Origin of the sequence: Acidovorax sp. Root402 (genome assembly GCF_001425125.1) — a bacterium.
In the GTDB taxonomy this organism is placed as follows: Bacteria; Pseudomonadota; Gammaproteobacteria; order Burkholderiales; family Burkholderiaceae_C; genus Acidovorax; species Acidovorax delafieldii.
The window spans coordinates 380,739-404,154 of record NZ_LMDQ01000013.1 but is presented as its reverse complement, the minus strand read 5'-3'; the positions used below and the strand labels follow the sequence as shown (position 1 = coordinate 404,154).

Below are 23,416 nucleotides of genomic sequence, written 5' to 3'. Positions count from 1 at the left end.
CCCTACTGATATCCGGCGACAGCGCGCGGAAACACCGCGGCCACCACCAGCCCACCGCCCGGTGCATTGCGCAGCGCCAGTTGGCCACCGTGGCGCCGCACGATGTCGCTGGCGATGGTGAGCCCCAGCCCCACCCCGCCGCTCTGGCGATTGCGCGAGGCCTCCACACGGTAGAAGGGCTCCAAGACCCGGTCCAGTTCCTCGGGCGGCAGGCCAGGGCCATGGTCGCGCACCTCGATGGTCAGGGCGTCTGCCGCATCGCGCAGCGTGACCTCGGCGCTGCCGCCGTAGCGCACGGCATTCCCCACCAGGTTGTCCAGGCAACGCCGCAGTGCCACGGCCTGCACGCGCAAGGGGGCAGCCTGCCCCGCCACGGTGACGGCGTGGCCCATCGCCACCTGGTCGTCCGCCATGCTGTCGACCAGGGCCTGCAGATCCAGTTGCACCCAAGCCTCCGCACCCGCCACGCCGCGCAGGTAATCCAGCGTGGAGGCAATCATGGCGTCCATTTCGGCAATGTCGCGCCGAAACAGCTGCTGCGCCTGGGCGTCGCACAGGCTTTCGGTGCGCAGCCGCAGCCGCGTCAGGGGCGTGCGCAAGTCGTGCGACACGGCCGCCACAAAGCGGTCGCGCTCGGCCAGTTGCTGGCGGATGCGCGCCTGCATCTGGTTGAACACACGGCTGGCGTCGCGGCATTCCAGCGTGCCGTCCTCGGGCAACGGGGTGCGGTGGATGTCACGCCCCAGCTCCTGTGCGGCCGTGGCCAGCCGGCGCATGGGGCGCGACAGCCAGCGCGCAGCCCACCAAGCTGCAGCCACCAATGCGGCCAGGCGCACACTGATGTCCAGCAACAGGCCCAGCTGCAGCGACGGTGGTGCGTTCCACAAGCCCGGTGCGGGCCCCGGCGGCGGCAGTGGGCGCCCATCGGCCGCCAATGCGTGCGGCGGCGGGCCGGGCGGGCGGCCTGGATGGGCAGGGCGCAGCTCGAACATCAGCGTCAGCGCCAACACATGGCTCACGATGACGGCGGCGATGAGCAGCAGGGCGAGCCGGCCAAACAGGGTGTCAGGCACGCAGCGCTGGACTGCAGCGCGCAGCTGCGATTGCGTGGGCGTCAGTGGGGCCACCCTACCTGCCCTTGCAGCGACTGCACGTTGAACAGATACCCGGCACCGCGCACGGTGCGGATCATGGAAGGCGACCGCGGGTCGTCCGCAAGCTTGCTGCGCAGGCGTGACACCAGCAGGTCGATGCTTCGCTCGAATGCATCCATGGCCCGGCCGCGGGCCTGCTCCATGAGCTGGTCGCGGCTGAAAACGCGGCGCGGCATGCGCAAAAAGGTGCACAGCAAACGGAACTCGGCATTCGACAAGGGCACCACCATGCCCCCGGGCGACACCAGATGCCGCTCCAGGCTGTGCAGCGTCCAGCCATCAAACCGCACCACTTCGTCGGGGCCCTGCCGCACAGGTGCCTCGGCGCCGCGCGTGCGGCGCAGCACGGTCTGGATGCGGGCTACCAGCTCACGCGGCTCGAAGGGTTTGCCCATGTAATCGTCCGCGCCCATCTCCAGCCCCAGCACGCAGTCATACGGGTTGGCGCGCGCGGTGAGCATGATGATGGGCACCCGCGAGCGCTCACGCAGCTCCCTTGCCAGCGTGATCCCGTCGGTGCCGGGCAGCATCACATCCAGCACCACCAGGCCGATGGGCTGGGCGGCCATCTGGGCGCGCATCGTCTGCGCGTCACAGGCCGCGTGGGCGGCATAGCCAAAGCGGGTCAGGTAGTCGGTGAGGAGTGTGGTGATCTCGACATCGTCGTCCACCACCAGGATGTGTTGCATGGGCAGGCACAGGCACAAAAGAACGCACCAAGTTTAGGGAGGCTTCGCACCCTGCGCGGGGCAATCTGGCGGGCCTTTGCCCCCCTGTTCATGCCTTGCATCTGCCCTTTGTATCGGCCTTGGTACAAAGCGGACAAACCCTGGAGACACGCGCACCCAAGAATGGGATCGGGCCATGGCTGAGGGCTTCCGCAGTGGAGGGCCCGGCACCGGTCCACCTTTGGAACGAAAGGAACAACGATGACGACCATCAGTAGCGTCAGCAGTGCCTGGTCCAGTGCGAGCGTGCAGCGGGCATCGCGCCCGGGGCCTTCGCCGGAGCGGCTGCTGTCCAAGATCGATACCGACGGTAGCGGCGGCGTGAGCGACACCGAATTGCAGGGCCTGCTGGACAACGTGGCGAAGAAAACCGGCGTCAGCAGCCAGACCAGCGCGGCCGACTTGGTGAAGCAATACGACGCCAACGGCGACGGCAGCCTGAACGCCGACGAGCTGGGCAACACTCTGCAAAGCGCGCTGCCACCGCCCCCCTCCACCATGGCATTTGCCCAGTCGCGCGGTGGCGAAGGCAGCAGTTCGGCCACCAGCGCCACCGGCCAGGCGGGCGACGACCTGTTTGGCAAAGTGGACAGCGACGGCGATGGCGCCGTGAGCAAGACCGAGCTGCAGGCCCTGCTGGAGGCCATGTCCGGCGGCACCGCCAGCCAGACCGGCGTGAGCAGCGACGACGTGTTCAGTCAGCTGGATACCGATGGTGATGGCAGCCTGACGCAGGCCGAGTTCGATGCGGGTCGCCCCTCAGGCCCCGGCGCGGGTGCCGATGGCATGCAGGCCATGGGCGGCATGCCACCGCCTCCGGGTGGTCCGAGGGATGCAGGTGGCGCTGGCGCCGCATCCGACAGCAGCTCGGCGACCAGCTACGACCCCCTGGACACCAACGAGGATGGCAAGGTCTCCGCCGCCGAGCGCCTGGCGGGCGGAACCAGCACAGCCGAGCAGGACGCCATCACCGCTCTGTTCAACGCCATCGACACCGACGGCGATGCCAGCATCAGCGCCAGCGAGTCGAAGGCGTTCATCGACCAGCTGACCAGCCAGGTGCAGTCCACCACCAGCACCAGCATCGAGTCCACCGGCCGCAACGACCTGGCGCGGCTGGCCGACTTTGCGCGGCAGCAGTACGAACGCGCCGCCAGCGACTGGCGCACGGCGTCGAACACCAGCAGTCTGAGCGCCGTGGCCTGACAAGGTGTGAACGACCCGGCGGCGCCCTCCGGGCACCCCTGATTTCTGGCCGCACAGTGCGATTCGCCCGTCAGTTGACGAGCTGTGCGAGCCAGAAACCGGCCCCGGGGCTGGTGGATGGGCCCTGGGACACGAAATCTGATCCAAATCGGCCAGATGCGCTAGTGCATCATGCCTTGATAGCTATAAATTCAGTAGCAATTTCCCTGCCAGCGTGGGAGCGGTGGGCACCCCACGCGCCCGGCCTGCCTCGCCCCGACCTCACCTCCTACAGGGAGCGCACCAGCGCCCGCACGGCGCGGGGGTAGATCACATGCTCCTGGGTCAGCACACGGGCGGCCAGCGTCTCGGCGGTGTCGCCCGGCAGCACCGGCACCACGGCCTGGTCCAGGATGGGGCCCACATCCAGCTCGGCCGTCACCTGGTGCACCGTCACGCCCGCAAACTTGCAGCCCGCGTCGATGGCGCGCTGGTGCGTGTGCAGCCCGGTAAAGGCCGGCAACAGCGAAGGGTGGATATTGATGAGCCGCCCGGCGTAGTGCGCCACAAACCCTGGCGTCAGGATGCGCATGAACCCCGCCAGCACCACCAGGGCAGGCTGGTGGCGGTCGATGGTGGCCGCAAGCTCGGCATCAAAAGCCTCGCGGCTGGCAAACGCCTTGTGGTCCAGCGCCTCGGCGGCGATGCCCTGCTCGCGCGCAAACACCAGCCCGGCGGCCTCCGGTTTGTTGCTGATGACGGCCGCCACGCGGGCGCCGTAGCGCTGCTCCCAGCGCTCCTGCTGTGCCGTGCGGACGATGGTGGCCATGTTGGAGCCGCCGCCAGAGATCAGAATGACGATGTTCTTCATAAATTGCCCCGGATTATCCCAGCCATGCCTTTTGATCCTGCGACCCGCCCCCTTACCCCCAACGAAGCCCGCGTGCTCGCCACCCTGATGGAAAAGGCGCGCACCGTGCCCGACAGCTACCCCATGTCGCTCAACGGCCTGGTCACCGGCTGCAACCAGAAAACCAGCCGCGACCCGGTGATGAACCTCAGCGACGCCGAGGCGCAGGAGGCACTGGATTCGCTCAAGCTGCTGACGCTGGCGTTTGAGAGCAGCGGCAACCGCACCACACGCTGGGAGCACAACTTTCAGCGTGGCGTGGGCGTGCCCGAGCAGTCGGCCGTGCTGCTGGGCTTGCTGATGTTGCGCGGCCCGCAGACGGCGGGTGAGCTGCGCATCAACGCTGAGCGCTGGTACCGGTTTGCGGACATTTCGTCGGTCGAAGCCTTTCTGGACGAGTTGCAGGAACGCAGTGCCGAAAAGGGTGGCCCGCTGGTCGTGCAGCTGCCCCGCGCTCCCGGCGCGCGCGAGCAACGCTGGGCGCATTTGATGTGCGGGCCGGTGGACACCACCGCCAGCCATGCGCCCGCAGGCAGTGCGGGCGCCAGCCCATCGCCTGCGCTGCAGGCCCGCGTGGACGCCCTGGAGGCCGAAGTGGCAAGCCTGCGCAACACCGTGCAGCGCCTGTGCGCCGAGCTGGGCATTTCCCCTGAGTTCAGTCCAATGTCGCCACCCGGACAGGAATAAAACGAACGACCGTGCTACAAATGCAGTATCACTAGGAGACGCACCGCATGGATCTCGCATTCACCCCCGAAGAGCAGGCCTTTCGCGAAGAGATTCGCGCTTGGGTTCACGCCAATCTGCCCAAAGAAATCTCTCACAAGGTCCACAACGCCTTGCGCCTGACCCGCGAGGACATGCAGGGCTGGGCCAAGATTCTGGGAAAAAAAGGCTGGCTGGGCTTTGGCTGGCCCAAAGAGTTTGGCGGCCCGGGCTGGACGGCCGTGCAAAAGCACCTGTTTGAAGAAGAGTGTGCGCTGGCCGGTGCGCCCCGCATCATCCCCTTCGGCCCCGTGATGGTGGCCCCGGTGATCATGGCGTTTGGCAACGCCGAGCAGCAAAAGCGCTTTTTGCCCGGCATCGCCAGCGGCGAAGTCTGGTGGAGCCAGGGCTACAGCGAACCGGGCTCGGGCTCGGACTTGGCCAGCGTCAAGACCCGAGCAGAGCGCGTGGGCGACAAGTACATCGTCAACGGCCAGAAGACCTGGACCACCCTGGGCCAGCATGGCGACTGGATGTTCAACCTAGTGCGCACCAGCACCGAGGGCAAGCCCCAGACCGGCATCTCCTTCCTGCTGCTGGACATGAAGTCCAAGGGCGTGACCGTGCGCCCCATCAAGCTGCTGGACGGCGAGTGCGAGGTGAACGAGGTGTTCTTCGACAACGTCGAAGTGCCTGCCGAGAACCTGATCGGCGAAGAGAACAAGGGCTGGACCTACGCCAAGCACCTGCTGAGCCACGAGCGCACCAACATCGCCGACGTGAACCGCAGCAAGCGCGAACTGGAACGCCTGAAGCGCATCGCCAAGACCGAAGGCGTGTGGGACGACCTGCGCTTCCGGGACCAGATCGCCCTGCTCGAAGTGGACATCGTCGCCCTGGAAATGCTGGTGCTGCGCGTGCTGTCCGCCGAGAAGTCGGGCAAGAACTCGCTCGACATCGCGGGCCTGCTCAAGATCAAGGGCAGCGAGATCCAGCAACGCTACGCCGAGCTGATGATGCTGGCCGCCGGCCCCTTTGCCATGCCCTTCATCGAAGAGGCCATGGAAGCTGGCTGGCAAGGCAACTTCCCCGGCGGCGTCACCGCCAACGCACCGCTGGCATCCACTTACTTCAACCTGCGCAAGACGACCATCTACGGTGGCTCCAACGAGGTGCAGCGCAACATCGTGGCGCAGACCGTACTGGGCTGACGCCCAGTACGGTCTGCGCCTTGCGCGACAGGACTGCTCCCCCGTGCCCCCTCCGGGAGGGGGTTCCCGATAGAGCTTCGCTGGTTGTTGAGGGCGCCACGGCGCCACGACCGGCACAAGGAGAGACAAATGGATTTCGATTTTTCTGACGACCAGGAACAACTGCGCGACGCCGTGCGCAAGTGGGTGGACAAGGGCTACACGTTTGAGCGCCGCCGCGCTGCCGTGGCCGCAGGCGGTTTTGACCGCGCCGCCTGGGGCGAACTGGCCGAGCTGGGCCTGACCGCCCTCACCGTGCCCGAAGCGCACGACGGCATGGGCCAGGGCGCCATTGATGCGATGGTCGTGGCCGAAGAACTGGGCCGCGGCATTGTGCTGGAGCCGATTGCGCAAGCCTTCATTGCCAGCAGTGTGCTGTCGCACTACGCACCGGCCGACGTACAAGGCGCCTGGCTGCCCCGCGTGGCCAGCGGCGAAGCCCTGGTGGTGCTGGCCCAGCAGGAGCGCAAGGCGCGCTACCGCCTGGACGTTTGCGATGCAAAAGCGGCCAAAGCGCAATCAGGATATGCGGTAACAGCTATCAAAAGCGTAGTACCCACTGGCGACAAGGCCGACGCCTTCATCGTGCCTGCGCAACTCGACGGCAAGATAGCACTCTTCCTGGTCGAACGCACTGCGAGCGGCGTGACCACGCAGGGCTACGTCACTCAAGATGGCAGCCGCGCCGCCGAGGTGCAGCTGGCCAACGCCCCCGCCACGCTCATCACCACCGACGGCCTGGCCGCGCTGGAACTGGCCGTGGACACCGGCATTGCCGCCGCCTGCGCCGAAGCCGTGGGCGTGATGGACAAGACTGTGGCCATCACCGTCGAATACATGAACCAGCGCAAGCAGTTCGGCGTGTTCATCGCCAGCTTCCAGGCGCTGCGCCACCGCGTGGCCGACATGAAGATGCAGCTGGAGCTGGCCCGCTCGATGAGCTACTACGCCAGCCTGAAGCTGGGCGCCCCCGCCGCCGAACGCCGTGCCGCCATGGCCCGCGCCAAGGTGCAGCTGGGCCAGTCGATGCGCTTTGTCGGCCAGCAAGCGGTGCAACTGCATGGTGGCATTGGCGTGACGGACGAATACATCGTGAGCCACTACTTCAAGAAGCTCACGCAGCTGGAAGTGACTTTTGGCGACACGCTGCACCATTTGGGCGAAGTGTCCGCCCGCATGCAAGACACGGCGGGCGTGTTTGCCTGATGTGAACTGACGCAGGCGCGTAACACCCGCAAACGATGCTCGTGGATTACCCAGTCCACGGGCATTTTTTCTTTTTGGAGACTCCCCCATGAATCACGCATTCCTGTTGCCACGCCGATCCCTCTTGCTGGCAGCCGCTGCGGCCGCCGGCCTGGCGCTGGCAGGCTGCGCCACCCAGAGCCCCAGCCTGGCAGAAGCACCGCCCATCGTCTTTGTGCATGGCAACGGCGACACCGCCGCGCTGTGGCAGACCACCGTCTGGCGGTTCGAGTCCAACGGCTGGCCCCGCGAGCGCCTGCACGCCATCGACGTGCCCTACCCCCTATCGCGCGATGAGGACGCCAAGCCCCAGCCGGGCCGCACCTCGGCCGCAGAGCACATGGCCTACCTCAAGGCCGAAGTGGACAAGGTGCTCAAAGCCACAGGCGCCCGCCAGGTCGTGCTGGTCGGCAACTCGCGCGGCGGCAATGCCATCCGCAACTACATCTACAACGGGGGCGGCGACAAGACGGTGAGCCACGCAATCCTCGGCGGCACACCCAACCACGGCGTGTGGGCGATACCGGGGTTCCGAGAAGGCAACGAGTTCTCGGGCACAGGCCCCTTCCTTAAAGCGCTGAATGCCCCCAAGAACGCTGCGGGCGACGAAGTGAGCGGCCCGGTGAAATGGCTGACCATCCGCTCGGACAACAACGACAAGTTCGCCCAGCCCGACGGACTGTGGATCGGCCAGAAAGGCACGCCCACCAACGTGACCGCCACCGGCCCCGAACTCAAGGGTGCCACCAACGTGGTGATTCCGCGCATCGACCACCGCGAGACTTCGTACTCCCCCGCTGCGTTTGAAGCCACCTACCGCTTCATCACCGGCAAGGCCCCCGCACGCACCGAGATCGCCGCGGAGAAATCCGTAGTGATCAACGGCAAAGTCACGGGCCTGGGGGTGGACTCTGCCGACCCCAAGACCGGCAACTTCAGCAACAACCTGCCCCTGGCGGGTGCCCAGCTGGAGGTGTACGCCACTGACTCCGCCACTGGTGCTCGCACGGGCAACCCGCTGCTGCGAAAGACAGTGGGTGCAGATGGCCAATGGGGTCCGTTGGTGGTTGCACCTGGCGCACCCATCGAGTTCGTGATCACTGCGCCTGGATATGCCACCACCCACATCTACCGCAGCGGCTTTCCGCGCAGTAGTGACCTCATCCATCTGCGCGCAGAACGCATGGCCGATGCCGACAAGGGCGCCGAGAGCGTTGTGACCTTGACCCGCCCGCGCGGCTACCTGGACCCGGCGCGCGACAAGATGCTGCTGGATGGTGCAGTGCCTGCGGGCGTGCCCGCTGGCGCCGGCGTGGCATCTGCTAAGGTCAAGCCCGCTGGGGGCGTGCGCAGCATTGCGGGCGAATTCAACGGAGAACGGGTGGTGGGGCAGACTTGGCCTGCTGCGCAAGGCCACTTGGTGATGCTGGAAATCAGCCAGTAGTTGGCCGATATTTCGCCGCCTGCGTCAAGGCGACGCACTGATTTGAGGGCACAGGCTCGTCAGTGCGAGTGCCCTGCATGTCCGTGGCTTTCCGCGCGCTTGCGGTCTTCCACGACGTTCACAGTCGCTCCATTGGGCAGCACCATGTCCCCTGCCCGCTGCGTTGCGCCACACGCACCCAACCAGCGGCCCTCGAACTCGGTACGCCCTGGAGCGAAACGCACAGGTTTGGAATAAGTGACCTCAAAGACGCCACGGTAGGCGGTTTGAAGGTCGCCTGACAGTTGTACCGTGGCGTCCACGCGGTTATCGTGCACATAGCAAACGGTGCGCACCTCACTGCCACGTGCATTTTTCTTTACTCTCACTTTGTGACAATGCTCCTGGCCGGGCACGATCGCAAGCAACATGATCGGCTCCGCCTGGCGATCAGTGCATTGCAAAACCTTCTGCTCATTCGCTACCGAGTTGCCGGTACTGCGGACCGTGACCTCCCAGAGCCCCGGCTTTCGCGCTGGCATCTGCTGCGCATTTGCAGATTGGATAGCGACAACACCCATCCACACGCCCAGGCCAGCAAGGCACGACCAGCGTGCGACATGCGCAATCTGTCTCATCAAAAATCTCCAGTAAAAAGGGGCTGGCCGCGCTTGACAGAACACTCCAGCCCCAAGCTTCACGCTTCCTGACAGGCTCAGCGCGCCTGTCGGCGGTGGAAGTAGATGAAGAACGCAGCCATCAATGCTGACAATATCAATAGCCCCCATTCGGACAAAGTTGGAATGGATGCTGGAACGGCGATCGCCACAAAAGTCACGCTCACCGTACAAGACGCGTTGACCGGGTTCGTCGTATAGGTATTGCCAACCAGGGTGCCCCCGCACGCTCCGCCACTGGTTGCGATACGCGCCACAAAGCCAGGGTCGGGCGTCACTGTGTAGACCACGGTGTTACCGGGGGCTGCAACATTGGTCACCCCCAAGGGCGTGACAGTGCCATTGGCGCCTGCGGTTGCCGTCACGGTCAGCGGTGCAAAGCTGAAAGCCACATTGCAATCGGCGGTCACTGGGTTGACGGTGTAGGTGTTGCCGGTCAGCACGCCAATGCAGGATCCACTGGCGCTGGCGACGTTGCCTGCGTTGGGGGTGAGCGTGTAGGTCACAGTCCCTCCCACTGGCACAGTGCGCGAGCTAGCGGGAGTCACAGTTCCCCCGGTTCCAGACGTCATCGTGACAGTAGCGGACAGCGCGAAATTGGCGACTACAGCGGCGTCCGCAGTCATGGCAGGCACGGTACATGGGTTGGCGGTGCCCGTACATGCACCCGACCAGCCGGTGAAAATGCTTCCCGATGCCGCCGTGGCCGTGAGTATGGCCTGGCCGCCGTCTGCCACTGGCAGCGTGCAGGTGGCACCGCAGTTCATGCCGGCAGGCACACTGACCACCGTGCCACTGCCCGCACCCGACTTGGTCAGGCTCAGGTTGTGCAGCGTTGCGGCTACCGAGTTGGTGTCGCCAGCAGTATTGTTGGCGGTGTTGCTGTCGGTGATGCCTGCGGGAGTTCCAATGTTGAAGACCGTGGATGCCGAAGTCGGCCCAGTCACGGTCGCACCGAAGGTGAGCGTGACACTCCCCCCTACCGGGATGTCCAGCAGCACGCCGCCTCCGGTCAGCGCGCCCGCAGCAGGCGCTCCGCCCTGACACGATCCCCCCCCTGTGCCGCTGCATGTCCAGTTGCCCACCGTGAGACCCGTCACAGTCGGCTGAGTCAATGTCGCTCCAATCACAGGAACCGGCCCGTTATTGCTCACCACCACGGTGTATGTGGAGGAGCTGCCCACAGCGCTGGCCGATGCACCATCGCTCACACTGACCACCAAATCCGTCAACGTTGCGCCACTGACAACACGGGTCTGCACCAAAGGGCCCAGTACCGTGCTGGCCCCAGTGGCCGACATGGAGTAAGTGCCATGGTTGAGCGAGTTGGTCGGACTGCTAGTACTTGCACCAGCCGGCACACCCCATACGATCTCGAAAGTCCCGCTCTGGTGGTCGACCAACGAGCCGAAGTCGCAAGTCACCGTACCTGCCGAACCCACCGCCGGTGTCGTGCAGGTCGCGCCGGCAGGTGCGGTCACCGACTGAAACACCGCATCGACGGTGGCAGTGTTGGCAGCGTTCCGCACTTGCGGGCTCTGAGCGTTGACTATGCTGTTGAAAACCATTACCCCGCTGTTGTTGCTATAGGTGTAGGTGTAGGTCACGTTGTCGCTCTGCTGGGCCGTGGTGGGGCCAGTGGCAGTGACCAGCAAACCGGCAAAGAAGGGACCGATCGAATCCACATAGACCTCCCCCGAGTGACCACCCTGACTGCAACCTGCTGCGATCACCTCGACTTCGACGGTATCGCCTACATCCAACAGTCCATTCCCAGGAGCAACGTCAATTGCCTGCCAGCCGGTGTACTGGTAGCCGCCCAGGGTCTGCCATGGCACACCGGGCTGCGCTGCAAAGTTGAATGTGTAGAACAGGCGCGTGCCCTTGGTGACGTTACGCACTTCGACGTAGAAATAGGCTTGCTGCTCAGGGCTGTGGCCGCCGTCCTGGATCACCGGTGCGACAGCCATGCGCAAGTGCACTTTGCCATCCACAGGGTCCACATCGGCAAGCAACATCTGGGCGGACTGCTGGATTCCGCTGGCACGGTTGTTGTTGCCCCGTGCGTTGATCCGTGCGCTGTATGAGCCCTGAAACGGGATGGCGAGGGCTTGTCCTGGTGCGTCCGGCGCGCTCGCTGGCGTACCGGATGCCGTACTCACCACCTGCGTCACCGGGGCTGTGACCGGGGGCTGCAAATTCAGATGGCTTTTCTGGGTGGGAGGAAACGTAGCAATACCGTTGTTGCGGTAGTTGGTCACCGTCCAGCCCGTGAAATCTCCACTTTCGAAATTGCCGTTAACCACCCCCGCCTGTGCGGTGGATGCAAAACACAGCGCCCCAACAAAGAGCGCGAACACTCCACGCAGGCAGCGCAGAACTACGGTCCGCAGTGCCATCCAGTTATCGATCGTTTTCAACACTTTCCCCTCTTGGTAAACCGCAAAGCTCCACGGATAGCTGCGGGCTGACTCACACGAAAAATTCGCACCCAACGACAGGCGTGCAGACAAGCCTCTCCCCTCGTTGGCATTCAAGCCATCGAAAGAGATTCGGTATCTGGTGGAATGGGTGGGCGGTGCTGCGCCAGTGCAGCAGGCGAAGCCCTTGGGCAGGGCTATGTCACGAAGACGAGCCCCTTGCCGAACACTGCACGCACCGGCAAGGGCGTGCCAGTGATTTCCAGGGTTTTGCGGCGCAACCGGTTGAGCGCCGACTCGATACGGTGGAAGTCGTCCTCCAACCCTCTTCCACCCACGGCGTGCATCAAGATCTGCTTGCTGACAACCACGCCCTTTGTCTTGAAAAGACAAGTCAGGAGTTCAAGTTCACGGGTGGTGAGAGGCACCAACATTTGATTGGGCGCGCGCAAGACCGCATTCGCAGCGTCGAGTTGCCAGGGAACAGCAACCGACGCGTCGATCTCCCCTTGCAAGCGCTTGCTGCGTAACTGGGAACGGATGCCAGCCACGAGTTCCTGCATGTCCACAGGCTTCACAAAATACTGCAATGCACCGGCATCTAGACCCCTGATCCGACTGTCGAGATCGGCACGGGCAGTCATGAGTACCGTGGGGACGCCCTGAGAAGCCAACCGGGTGAGCAAGCTGAGTCCGTCTTCTCCTGGCAACCCGATGTCGATGATCACCAAATCCACGCGCGACTGCAGCAGACGGACGTAGAAGTCCTCTGCGGACTCCGCGCCCCAAGACTGAAAGCCAGAACGCACCAGAAATCGGCACACATTGCTGCGGATGTCTTCGTCGTCTTCTACGACAGCAATGATGGGTTCAGCAGACATGAGAAAAATGGGAGCGAATCGGGAAGTGAGCTTGCGTAACATTGTGTCAGCGCATCGAACTGCCAGCCATGCACAAGAACTCTCAAGAACTCACAGAATCGATGCATCAAAAGCCCTCACGAACAACGTCCTTCCCCCTGACCGCACTTTGGCTCTGTGTTCTGCTTTGGTGCAGCCTGCTATGCGTACCGGCACAAGCGCTGGAATCGCAAACCAGTTGGCAGCTGGGTTGGGACATCCCCATGGACAGACTGGATGATGAAAGCGGGAACCTGGAACCAGAGGCAATCAGCGCCATTCCAGCGGAACGAGCGACATCCCGACTTAAAGCGCCTTTGAACGGTGGGTATCTGCGCCATACCGTTTGGCTGCGTTTCAAGGTGCCAGCCCTCCCCCCCGAACATGAACCGGGGGATCTATGGCTGCTCGCACAACCGACCTATCTTGACTATGTGACCCTGTACCAGAAGGGCAGCGATGGTGCGTGGCATCAGCAGGACAGCGGCGATCTGGTGCCCACGGATCGCAAACCGGGCGTTCGGCAACATCTGTTTCGTTTGACGCCTGGCCAAGTGGCTCTCATCCGAATTCATACGTCCAGTGCGACGCAGTTCCACGCGGACATTCTCGACACCCATGCACTTGCGACCACCCTAGCATCCGCAGAACTGCTCATGGGGCTTTACTTCGGCGCCATGTCCGCTCTTTTGGTCGGCATCTGGGCTGCCACCATCATTTTCCGGACGCGTGCGCTCTTCTCGCTCGCGGTCCTGGTGACCGCCAGCGCCATCCATGTGTTCAATGTGCGGGGCTATTCCAGTCTCTGGACCCCACCGGACTTCATCTTCTGGGACAGCAACGCGGTGAGCATAGGAGCCTTTCTGCTACCCGCAGCGCTGGCGTGGCAGATCAAGGAGCAACTGACACGCAATACGCCCTACCGGTGGACCGACAGATTTCTGACATTCCTCATCGCTGTGAATGTGCTGGGAGCATTCAGTGGGCCTTTAGGTTTCTACCCTGATGTGGCGTGGGTCAATCTGATCTCTCTGCTGGCCAGCGACATCGTAGGAATATCACTGTGCTGGCTGGCCTTACAGCGGCGAGACCGCCTCGGTCCGCATGTGCTTTTGCTCCTGGCATACGGTCTGCACTGCGTGTGCGGTGTGCCGATCGCCATTCTCATGACGGGTCAGATTCAATGGAACGTCGATGCGACATTGATCTGGCAACTTGAGGCCATCGTGTTCACCGCCCTGCTGGCCAGTGCGGTGTTCGTGGGGATGGTGACCCGGTATCGAAAAGCCCAGCGTGCCAAGGACCAGGCCATAGAACGGCTGGCGCTGTCCGAGCAGTCGCTGGAGGAACGCATCCTGCAGCGGACCACGGAGCTCTCGGCGGCCCAAGTCGCGCTCGCGACATCGCTTGAAAGCGAGCGAGCCTTGCGACATGAACAACGGCAGTTCTTCCACATGATCAGCCATGAATTCCGAACACCTCTGACCGTGATCGATAGCGCTGCAGCAGAGCAGCAGAGCAGCAGAGTTTTCCATCCGCCGAACTGCAGCCGCAGGTAGATCGAGCCGCACAGATACGCAGAGCCAGCAGGCGCCTGACCGCATTGGTCGACAGTTGTCTGATCAATGAACGGCTGGATCACAGCGGCCTCGCGCTGCAGGCATCACCGGTCAAGGTCAGTGACTTGCTTCACCACGCCGCTCAACTCGTGCACTGGTCGCCGCGCCACCACTTGCAGCTTTTTACCGACTCAGCGCCTCTGGAATGGGTCTGCGACGCGACACTGGTGCACATTGCCCTATCCAACCTGGTGGACAACGCTGTGAAGTATGCGACCGCTGGAGAAATATTCATTGCGGCGCAAAAAGGTGAGACAGGACTGCTTGAAATCTCTGTGGCCGACGAAGGCTCTGGAATGTCGCTGGACGTGATGAACCGCATTTTTGAACAGTTTGAGAGAGGCGACCGTACGGACCAAAGCAAGGGATTTGGCCTTGGACTGTGGGTTGCGCGCCGCATTGCACGCCTGCACGGGGGCGACATCACCGTCCAGTCCAGCGAGGGCCAAGGCGCCTGCTTCACATTGACGCTGGCCTCGCAACGCATCAGCCCAAGCGGGAGATGAGGCGCCAGGGTAGCCGCGTCGCCAGAAAGCTGCGTAGGCGGAATCCTGGATAATCGACCCTCGCAATTCTTGTTGGCACGGGGCCTCCTGTGTCCGGCGCACCGCCCGGCGGTCCATTTTCAAAGTTCCAGTATCCATGAGCGCAACAGCGACAGACCCCAACCTTCAGCACCTGACCCAGGCCCGCGAGCAGATTGCGCAAGGCGATCTCAAGAAAGCCGCACTCACGCTCAACATAGCCAACGCACAATGGCCTCAGGATCCCCGGGTTTTCATGCTAGGCGGTCTGCTGGCTGAAAAGGCGGGCAACGTTCAAGGTGCTTTTGACGCGCTGCGCAAATCGGTGGCCCTGGCTCCCGACTGGGGCCCTGGACTGCTGGAGTTGGCGTTGCTGCTGGCGCGCCAGAACCAGTTCCCAGAAGCTATAGAGACCGCTGAAAAGGTGGCCGCACTCGAACCTAAGAACCTGCAGGTGCTTGCAGGTGTGATCGATATCGCGCACCGTGCCGGTCATTTGGAAATGGCTGTCCGCCACCTGCAGCGAGGCCTTGAGCTGGTGCCCGGTGATATCGCGCTGCGGCGCTTGCTGGCTCGTGACCTGAGTGAGCAAGGCAAGCACGAGGAGTCCCTTGCGATCTGGGACAGCTTGGTGCAGGAACTGCCTTTGGATCCACAGTCGCTGGTAGGCCGTGTACAGGCGTGCATTGCAGCCGGGAAACCAACCGACGCCAAGAAAAATACAACGGCTTTGCTGGGCTTGGCACCGGATGACGCGGTGTACCAGTACTACGGACAGCTTGCCGACGGTAAAACGCCTGGGGAACAGCCCCCCGAACTAACGCGTTCTATTTTTGACAATATGGCTGAGTTTTACGATTTGCACGTTGTGCGTGGTCTCAAGTACCAATTGCCCAAGCAAGTCGGAGACAAGATCCTGGCGAGACACCCTGACAAAAAGATCAATGTCCTAGATCTTGGCTGTGGTACGGGGCTGCTGGGGGTGTGCCTGGGTCGCCTGGATGGCGCGCTGGTGGGTGTGGACCCATCGATGAAGATGATTGAGCAAGCAGCGCGACACAACGTCTACGACCGCTTCCATACGGTGAATTTACATGACGCGCTGCGCGAGACGCCCGGTGCGCTTTATCAGGTGATTGCTGCGCTTGACGTGTTCATCTACGCGGGCGAGGTGGCGCGAGCCATCCCCAACGCGCACCGCGTTCTAACGCCGGGCGGCATGATCGTCTTCTCGTTCGAGTCAGCCCCCGAACAAGGCCCCGACATGGTTTTGCAACCTAGCGGCCGATATGCGCACAAGCGCAGCCACGTGGAAGCAGTGTGCAAATCGGCTGGGTTTGCCACCGTCGAGATCGAGGAAACCGTGCTGCGCGAAGAAAACCAAGCCCCCGTCCTCGGGTTCCTGGTAACCGCCCACAAGGCAGCTTGACCGATTGGCAAGGTGCCGCCGCACCGTGCACGCAGACGGTGTAGACCCGAGCGTCACGTCAACAAGCGCGATGACTTCGGCACGTGCGCCATCAAAAACTCCATCTGATCGGCCAGGATGCGCCGGTTGCGCAAGATGAAGTCTTCCCACAGACTGGGTACATAGGGCGCATACAGCAGCGGCATGTGCGCCTGCTCTGGCGTGCGGGGGCCCTTGCGGTGGTTGCAGGGGCGGCAGGCCGTGACCACGTTCATCCAGTGGTCCTGGCCGTTGCGGGCGAAGGGCACGATATGTTCGCGCGTCAGGTCTTCTTCGTGAAAGTGCCCGCCGCAGTAGGCACACACATTACGGTCGCGGGCAAAGAGCTTGCTGTTGGTCAGGCTGGGCTTGAGCTCGAACGGATTGATGCTGGGCACGCCCTTGGTGCCGATGATGCTGTTGATGGCGATCACCGATTGCTCACCCGAGATGGCGTTGTGCCCGCCCCGGAACCGGGCAATCTGGGCACCAGATTCCCAGCGCACTTCCCCGGCGGCGTAATGAATGACCGCCTGCTCCAGCGAAATCCACGATTGGGGCAGCCCTTGGGCTGACAGCTTCAAGACCTTCAAAACACGCCTCCTGGAACACAAAGTACACAAGGATCGGAACGCAGATGTCTCGCGGGCAGCCCTGCGCGGGGCCAGCCGTGGGTCACAATATACTCCGTTTTCATGACAAATTGGCGTCCTGCGCTTATTGCGCTTGCACAGACCGCTATCAAAAAGATAACAAACCGATGAAGATCTTTCGCGGATTCCACCACCCTGGCATCGCTGACGCCTGCGCGCTGACCATCGGTAATTTCGATGGCGTACACCGAGGTCACCAGGCCATGTTGGCCCTGTTGAACAGCGAGGCCGCACACCGGGGGGTGGAGAGCTGTGTGCTCACTTTCGAGCCCCACCCGCGCGACTACTTTGCCGGTGCACACCACAAGCCGGAACTCGCACCAGCCCGGATCGGCACCCTGCGAGACAAGCTCACCGAGCTGGCACGCTGCGGTGTGCAGCAGACTGTGGTGTTACCGTTTGACGCGCGACTGGCCGCACAGTCGCCCGAGGCCTTCATCGACGAGGTGTTGGTGCGCGGCCTGGGTGCCCGCTACGTGCTGGTAGGCGACGATTTCCGCTTTGGCCGCCAGCGAGCGGGCGACTACGCCATGCTGGACGCGGCCGGGCAAGCCAAGGGCGTCGACGTAGCGCGCATGAACAGCTACGAGGTGCACGGCCTGCGCGTGTCCAGTTCCGCCGTGCGCCAAGCCCTGGCGGCGGGTGACATGGAGGCGGCCGCACGCCTGCTGGGGAGGCCCTACACCATCAGCGGCCATGTGGTGCACGGCCGCAAGCTGGGGCGCGAACTGGGCGCCACGGCGGAAGGCGCGGGCGACGGTTTTCGCACCCTCAACCTGCGGTTTGCGCACTGGAAACCCGCCGCCAGCGGCATCTTTGCCGTACTGGTCCATGGTCTCGCTGGCGAGCCCTTGCCGGGTGTGGCCAACCTGGGCGTGCGCCCCTCCCTGGACCCCAATGACGTGAACGGCGGCCGCGTGCTGCTGGAAACCCATTGCCTGCACTGGCCTGCCGAACTGGGTGCCGAAGGGGCGTACGGTAAAATCGTGCGCGTGGAACTACTGCACAAACTGCACGACGAACTGAAGTACGACAGTCTGGACGCCCTGACGACGGGTATCGCGAAAGACTGTGCGGATGCGCGCGCCTACTTTGCATCGGCCCACGCCGCTCCCAACCACACCGAGACCCGGCGCCAGACCACGCGCGACCGAATTTAGGGGGCTGCCTGCGCAGCGCCTGCCCTGCAGGCACTACACCTCCCGCGTTTCGCCCCCTGTTTCCCCGCATTGCTCCGGGCCTGCCCCGGAATGCCCCGTTTTAAGGCTCCCTCATGTCCGACAACGCCAGTACCCCCGCATCCACCGCCACGGACTACCGCAGCACGCTGAACCTGCCCGACACCCCCTTCCCCATGCGCGGCGACCTGCCCAAGCGCGAGCCGGGCTGGGTGAAGGACTGGGAAGACCAGGGCGTCTACAAGCGCCTGCGCGACGCTCGCCGGGGCGCCCCCAAGTTCATCCTGCATGACGGCCCGCCCTACGCCAACGGCCAGATCCACATGGGCCACGCGGTCAACAAGATCCTGAAGGACATGATCACCAAGGCGCGCCAGCTGGAAGGCTTTGACGCGCTGTACGTGCCTGGCTGGGACTGCCATGGTCTGCCGATCGAAAACGCCATCGAGAAGAAACACGGCCGCAACCTGAGCCGCGACGACATGCAGGCCAAGAGCCGCGCGTTCGCCACCGAGCAGATCGCGCAGCAGATGGTGGACTTCAAGCGCCTGGGCGTGCTGGGCGAATGGGACAACCCCTACAAGACCATGAACCCCGCCAACGAGGCGGGCGAAATCCGCGCCTTCAAGCGCGTGATGGAGCGTGGCTTCGTGTACCGAGGCCTCAAGCCCGTGTACTGGTGTTTTGACTGCGGCTCGTCGCTGGCCGAGTTTGAGATCGAATACCAGGACAAGAAGAGCACCACGCTGGACGTGGCCTTCAAGTCGCACGACCCCGCCAAGCTGGCAGCCGCCTTTGGCCTGCCCGCATTGGCCAAGGATGCGTTTGTGGTCATCTGGACCACCACTGCCTGGACCATCCCTGCCAACCAGGCGCTGAACCTGAACCCCGAGATCAGCTACGCGCTGGTGGACACGAGCGAGCGCATCCTGCTCGTGGCAGAGCCGCTGGTGGCGTCGTGCCTGGAGCGTTACGGCCTCACGGGCAGCGTGCTGGCCACCACCCTGGGCAAGAACCTGGGCGGCCTGGAATTTGAGCACCCGCTGTACGACGTGGCCAGCGAAGACGGCAGCTTCGGCTACCGCCGCCTTTCGCCCGTGTACCTGGCCGACTACGCCACGGCCGACGACGGCACGGGTATCGTGCACTCCTCGCCCGCCTACGGTCTGGAAGACTTCAACTCCTGCCGCGCGCATGGCATGGCGCTCGACGACATCCTGAACCCCGTGCAGGGCAACGGCACCTACGCGGCCGACTTCCCGCTGTTCGGCGGCCAGCACATCTGGAAGGCCGTGCCCGTGATCATCGAAGCCTTGCGCAACGCAGGCCGCCTGATGACCACCAAGGACATCACACACAGCTACCCGCACTGCTGGCGCCACAAGACGCCGGTGATCTACCGCGCCGCCGCACAGTGGTTCGTGCGCATGGACGAGGGCGAAGGCGTGTTCACCCAGCCCGGCATGAAGCCCGCCAAGACGCTGCGCCAGATCGCGCTGGATGCCATCGAGCACACCAGTTTCTACCCCGAGAACGGCAAGGCCCGCCTGCACGACATGATCGCTGGGCGGCCCGACTGGTGCATCTCGCGCCAGCGCAGCTGGGGCGTGCCCATCCCGTTCTTCCTGCACAAGGATTCGGGCGAACTGCACCCGCGCACCATGGAAATCATGGACCAGGCCGCCGACATCGTGGAAAAGGGTGGCATCGAGGCCTGGAGCCGCGTGACGACCGAAGAGATCCTGGGCGCCGAAGACGCGCCGCATTACACCAAGAGCACCGACATCCTGGAAGTGTGGTTCGACTCCGGGTCCACCTTCAGCCATGTGCTGCGTGGCACGCACCCCGAGGTGCACCATGACACCGGCCCTGAGGCCGACCTGTACCTGGAAGGCCATGACCAGCACCGCGGCTGGTTCCACAGCTCGCTGCTGCTGGCATCGGCGCTGGAAGGCCGCGCGCCGTATCGCGGCCTGTTGACCCACGGCTTCACCGTGGACAGCCAGGGCCGCAAAATGAGCAAGTCGCTGGGCAATGGCATCGACCCGCAGGAGATCAACAAGAAGCTGGGCGCCGAGATCATCCGCCTGTGGGTGGCCGCCAGCGACTACTCGGGCGACATCGCAGGCGACGAGAAGATCCTGGCGCGCGTGGTGGACGCCTACCGCCGCATCCGCAACACACTGCGCTTCCTGCTGGCCAACGTGAGCGACTTCGACCCGGCCAAGGATGCCGTGCCGTTTGACCAGATGCTCGAGATCGACCGCTACGCGCTCACGCGCGCGTCCGAGTTCCAGGCCGAGGTGCTGGCGCACTACAAGGTGTATGAGTTCCACCCCGTGGTCGCCAAGCTGCAGCTGTACTGCTCGGAAGACCTGGGCGGCTTTTACCTCGACGTACTCAAGGACCGCCTGTACACCACGGCGCCCAAGAGCCTGGCCCGCCGCAGTGCGCAGACCGCGCTCTACAACATCACGCACGCCATGCTGCGCTGGATGGCGCCGTTCCTGTCGTTCACGGCCGAAGAGGCGTGGAAGGTCTTTGGCAGCTCCGACTCTATCTTCCTGGAGACCTACGGCAACGTGGCAGGCGTGGGTGCGGGTGCCGACGAAGGCCTGTTGGCCAAGTGGGCGCGCATCCGCGAGATCCGCGATGCGGTGAACAAGGAGATCGAAGCGCTGCGCGCCGCCGGTCAGGTCGGCTCGTCGCTGCAGGCCACCGTCACCCTCACGGCTGCGCCGGAGGACCACGCACTGCTGGCCAGCCTGGGCGATGACCTCAAGTTCGTCTTCATCACCTCCGCTATTGAATTGGTAGCTGGTAGCGCTTTGCAGATCAGCGTCAAGCCCAGCTCTGATGCGAAGTGCGAGCGCTGCTGGCACTACCGCAGTGATGTGGGCAGCGATGCCGCCCATCCCACCATCTGCGGCCGCTGCACCAGCAACCTCCACGGCGACGGCGAAAGCCGGGCGCACGCGTGATGGCGCGCACAGCACAGGCCGGACGCACCGGCGCGGGCATGTGGCCGTGGCTGGCGTGGGCGGTGTTCCTTCTGGGCGCCGACCAGATCACCAAGACGCTGATCCTCAACCACTACCAGCTGGGCGACTCCACGTTCATCACCAGCTTCTTCAACATCGTGCGCGCGCACAACACTGGCGCAGCGTTCTCGTTCCTGTCGGACGCGGGCGGCTGGCAGCGCTGGCTGTTCACCGGCATCGGCGCGGCGGCCACGATCTTCATCGTGTGGCAGCTGCGCGCGCACCCGGGCCAGAAGCTGTTCAGCTTTGCGCTGTCCAGCATCCTCGGCGGAGCGGTGGGTAACGTGGTGGACCGGCTCATGCACGGCTATGTGGTGGACTTCTTGCAGTTCCACTACGCGGGCTGGTACTTCCCGTCGTTCAATCTGGCGGACTCGGCCATCACGGTGGGTGCGGCCTGCCTGATCCTGGACGAGCTGCTGCGGGTGCGGCGCGAGCGTTGAGGCCACCCTGGCTTTGCTCCCCCTTGAACGGCCCGCTGCATGCGGGCCGCGCTGTTTGTGCGCAGCAACGCACCCAGCGCCGACATGGGCATCTGCTCCAGCGCTATGGAATCAGGAGTATGCTTATGTGTCAGTTTTATGACAGCCCGGTGTGCGCGGTTCTTGCATTGGCCCCTGGGTCTGGTCATCGCAGGGTTTGCGCCCATCACAAGAAGAAGAAACAACGGTTTTCATGAAGCATCTCCTCAATCTCCTGGCAGCCGTGGCGCTGCTGATCTGGGGCACCCACCTGGTGCGCACCGGCATCCTGCGTGTGTTCGGCGCGAACCTGCGCCAGCTCATTGCGCACAGCGTCAGCAGTCGCTTCACCGCTGTGCTCTCCGGCATTGGCGTGACGGCCGTGGTGCAGTCCAGCACCGCCACCGCGCTCATCGTGTCGTCCTTTGTGGGCCAGGGCCTGGTGGGCCTGCCTGCGGCGCTGGCCGTGATGCTGGGCGCCGACGTAGGCACCAGCGTGATGGCCGTGGTGTTCTCCATGGATCTGTCGTGGCTGTCGCCCCTGTTCATCTTTGTGGGCGTGGTGCTGTTCATCTCGCGCAAGGACACCGCCGTGGGCCGCGTGGGCCGGGTGCTGATCGGCCTGGGGCTGATGCTGCTGGCGTTGCGCCTCATCACCGAATCGACCACGGTGCTCACCCAGTCGCCCACCGTGCGCACCCTGCTGGGCGCGCTCACCAGCGATCTGCTGCTGGAGATTTTTACCGGCGCCATTCTGGCCATCGTGGCGTACTCCAGCCTCGCCACCGTATTGCTCACAGCGGCGCTGGCGGGCTCGGGCGGTATTCCGGCGGACGTGGCGCTGGGTCTGGTGCTGGGCGCCAACCTGGGCAGCGGTGTGCTGGCGGTGTTGACCACCATGAAGTCCAACGTGCAGACACGCCAGGTGCCCCTGGGCAACCTGTTCTTCAAGATCATTGGCGTGCTCATCATGACGCCGCTCACCGGCCTGTGGCTGCAGCATGTACGGCCCTATGTGCCCGAAACCGCCGCCCTGGTGGTGCTGTTCCACCTGGCCTTCAATATCGTGGTGGGCATCGTCTGCATTGGCCTGACAGGTACGGTGGCGCGGGCTGTGCAGCGCCTGCTGCCGGTTGAAAAGGCGCAGGCTGCCGCAGGCACCCGTCCCCAGCATCTGGACCCCTCCGCCCTGGCCACACCATCGCTCGCCATCTCGTGCGCGGCGCGCGAAGCCCTGCATCAGGCCGACGTGGTCGAATCAATGCTGCTGGGCTTGCACAAGGTGATCCGCACGGACGACCTGCAGTTGGCAGAAGACCTGCGCAAGCTCGATGACGAGGTGGACGGCCTGTACTCGGCCATCAAGTACTACATGACCAAGATCTCGCGCGAGGCCCTGGACGAACGCGAGGGCCGCCGCTGGGCCGACATCATCAGCTTTACCATCAACATGGAGCAGATCGGCGACATCATCGAACGGGTGCTGATCGACATCGAGGACAAGAAGATCAAGAAGGGCCGCCAGTTCTCCGAGGCGGGCATGGAAGAGATCAACGAGCTGCACGCCCGCCTGATCGACAACCTGCGGCTGGCGATGAGCGTGTTCTTGAACGGCAGCGTGCGCGACGCACAAAAGCTGCTCGAAGAAAAAGCGCGCTTTCGCGACCTGGAACACGCCTATTCGGCCACCCACCTGGCACGCCTGTCAGACAACACCGTGCAGAGCATTGAGACCAGCTCACTGCACATTGACCTGATCAGCGAGCTCAAGCGCATCAACTCGCTGCTGTGCTCGGTGGCCTACCCCATTCTGGAATCGGCCGGCGCCCTGGCGCCCAGCCGCCTGCGCGCGCTCAACGAACAAGGTTGAAGCCTTTTGGGCTGCAGCCGCATATTC

At 63.8% G+C, this 23,416-nt stretch carries 19 protein-coding genes; 12 read left to right on the top strand and 7 right to left on the bottom strand.

Features of this window, described 5'->3' with window-relative positions:
- Positions 1-2: 2 nt before the first annotated feature.
- A complete protein-coding gene (locus tag ASC83_RS09275) occupies positions 3-1,073 on the bottom strand; it encodes an ATP-binding protein (RefSeq protein WP_235509343.1) in 1,071 nt (356 codons plus the stop codon).
- A 41-nt stretch (positions 1,074-1,114) separates the two neighbouring features.
- The gene (locus ASC83_RS09270) at positions 1,115-1,843 is read right to left on the bottom strand and encodes a response regulator (protein ID WP_056061026.1); all 729 of its coding nucleotides are present in this window, start codon (positions 1,841-1,843) and stop codon (positions 1,115-1,117) included.
- A 240-nt stretch (positions 1,844-2,083) separates the two neighbouring features.
- Between ASC83_RS09270 and xopAW the strand changes: the two genes are divergently transcribed.
- Positions 2,084-3,088, top strand: coding sequence for a XopAW family type III secretion system calcium-binding effector (xopAW, locus tag ASC83_RS09265; RefSeq protein WP_056061023.1), 1,005 nt, complete (start codon positions 2,084-2,086; stop codon positions 3,086-3,088).
- Positions 3,089-3,356: 268 nt separating this feature from the next.
- Here xopAW and purN read toward each other — a convergent pair whose 3' ends face one another.
- A complete protein-coding gene (purN, locus tag ASC83_RS09260; protein ID WP_056061020.1) occupies positions 3,357-3,938 on the bottom strand; it encodes a phosphoribosylglycinamide formyltransferase in 582 nt (193 codons plus the stop codon).
- Between the two features lie 24 nt (positions 3,939-3,962).
- Between purN and ASC83_RS09255 the strand changes: the two genes are divergently transcribed.
- The 4 genes from ASC83_RS09255 to ASC83_RS09240 all read left to right on the top strand — a co-directional run bounded on the left by ASC83_RS09255 (position 3,963) and on the right by ASC83_RS09240 (position 8,621).
- Positions 3,963-4,664 (top strand): YceH family protein, encoded by a 702-nt coding sequence (locus ASC83_RS09255; RefSeq protein ID WP_056061016.1) that lies wholly within the window; start codon positions 3,963-3,965, stop codon positions 4,662-4,664.
- Positions 4,665-4,711: 47 nt separating this feature from the next.
- Complete coding sequence (locus tag ASC83_RS09250) at positions 4,712-5,893, top strand: acyl-CoA dehydrogenase family protein (RefSeq protein WP_056061013.1); 1,182 nt, start codon at positions 4,712-4,714, stop codon at positions 5,891-5,893.
- A gap of 129 nt (positions 5,894-6,022) precedes the next feature.
- The gene (locus ASC83_RS09245) at positions 6,023-7,138 is read left to right on the top strand and encodes an acyl-CoA dehydrogenase family protein (RefSeq protein ID WP_056061011.1); all 1,116 of its coding nucleotides are present in this window, start codon (positions 6,023-6,025) and stop codon (positions 7,136-7,138) included.
- 88 nt (positions 7,139-7,226) lie between these two features.
- Positions 7,227-8,621, top strand: a complete 1,395-nt coding sequence (locus ASC83_RS09240) for an alpha/beta fold hydrolase (RefSeq protein WP_056061008.1) — start codon at positions 7,227-7,229, stop codon at positions 8,619-8,621.
- 59 nt (positions 8,622-8,680) lie between these two features.
- Here ASC83_RS09240 and ASC83_RS09235 read toward each other — a convergent pair whose 3' ends face one another.
- From ASC83_RS09235 to ASC83_RS09225, 3 genes are all read right to left on the bottom strand, one after another.
- Positions 8,681-9,238 carry a DUF3617 family protein gene (locus tag ASC83_RS09235; RefSeq protein ID WP_056061005.1) on the bottom strand — a complete coding sequence of 186 codons (558 nt, stop codon included), beginning with the start codon at positions 9,236-9,238 and terminating at the stop codon, positions 8,681-8,683.
- A 77-nt stretch (positions 9,239-9,315) separates the two neighbouring features.
- Positions 9,316-11,790 (bottom strand): IPTL-CTERM sorting domain-containing protein, encoded by a 2,475-nt coding sequence (locus ASC83_RS23920; RefSeq protein ID WP_156379464.1) that lies wholly within the window; start codon positions 11,788-11,790, stop codon positions 9,316-9,318.
- Positions 11,791-11,894: 104 nt separating this feature from the next.
- Positions 11,895-12,578 (bottom strand): response regulator transcription factor, encoded by a 684-nt coding sequence (locus ASC83_RS09225; protein ID WP_056062105.1) that lies wholly within the window; start codon positions 12,576-12,578, stop codon positions 11,895-11,897.
- Between the two features lie 68 nt (positions 12,579-12,646).
- Here ASC83_RS09225 and ASC83_RS09220 point away from each other — a divergent pair, with 68 nt between their 5' ends.
- The 3 genes from ASC83_RS09220 to ASC83_RS09210 all read left to right on the top strand — a co-directional run bounded on the left by ASC83_RS09220 (position 12,647) and on the right by ASC83_RS09210 (position 16,168).
- Positions 12,647-14,155 carry a 7TM-DISM domain-containing protein gene (locus ASC83_RS09220; protein WP_156379463.1) on the top strand — a complete coding sequence of 503 codons (1,509 nt, stop codon included), beginning with the start codon at positions 12,647-12,649 and terminating at the stop codon, positions 14,153-14,155.
- A 44-nt stretch (positions 14,156-14,199) separates the two neighbouring features.
- Positions 14,200-14,721 (top strand): sensor histidine kinase KdpD, encoded by a 522-nt coding sequence (locus ASC83_RS09215; RefSeq protein WP_056060997.1) that lies wholly within the window; start codon positions 14,200-14,202, stop codon positions 14,719-14,721.
- Between the two features lie 136 nt (positions 14,722-14,857).
- A complete protein-coding gene (locus ASC83_RS09210) occupies positions 14,858-16,168 on the top strand; it encodes a tetratricopeptide repeat protein (protein ID WP_056060994.1) in 1,311 nt (436 codons plus the stop codon).
- Between the two features lie 53 nt (positions 16,169-16,221).
- On the opposite strand, the gene ASC83_RS09205 is transcribed toward ASC83_RS09210, so the two are convergent.
- Entirely contained in the window at positions 16,222-16,779 is a 558-nt protein-coding gene (locus ASC83_RS09205) for an HNH endonuclease (RefSeq protein ID WP_056060991.1), read from the bottom strand.
- Between the two features lie 167 nt (positions 16,780-16,946).
- On the opposite strand from ASC83_RS09205, the gene ASC83_RS09200 reads away from it, so the two are divergent.
- The 4 genes from ASC83_RS09200 to ASC83_RS09185 all read left to right on the top strand — a co-directional run bounded on the left by ASC83_RS09200 (position 16,947) and on the right by ASC83_RS09185 (position 23,389).
- On the top strand, positions 16,947-17,999 hold the full coding sequence (locus tag ASC83_RS09200) for a bifunctional riboflavin kinase/FAD synthetase (RefSeq protein ID WP_056060988.1): 1,053 nt from the start codon (positions 16,947-16,949) through the stop codon (positions 17,997-17,999).
- A gap of 113 nt (positions 18,000-18,112) precedes the next feature.
- The gene (ileS, locus tag ASC83_RS09195) at positions 18,113-20,998 is read left to right on the top strand and encodes an isoleucine--tRNA ligase (RefSeq protein WP_056060985.1); all 2,886 of its coding nucleotides are present in this window, start codon (positions 18,113-18,115) and stop codon (positions 20,996-20,998) included.
- Positions 20,998-21,501, top strand: coding sequence for a signal peptidase II (gene lspA / locus ASC83_RS09190; RefSeq protein ID WP_056060982.1), 504 nt, complete (start codon positions 20,998-21,000; stop codon positions 21,499-21,501). Before ileS ends, lspA begins: the two co-directional genes overlap by 1 nt.
- 232 nt (positions 21,502-21,733) lie before the next feature.
- Positions 21,734-23,389 carry a Na/Pi cotransporter family protein gene (locus tag ASC83_RS09185; RefSeq protein ID WP_056060979.1) on the top strand — a complete coding sequence of 552 codons (1,656 nt, stop codon included), beginning with the start codon at positions 21,734-21,736 and terminating at the stop codon, positions 23,387-23,389.
- The last annotated feature ends 27 nt before the right edge of the window (positions 23,390-23,416 follow it).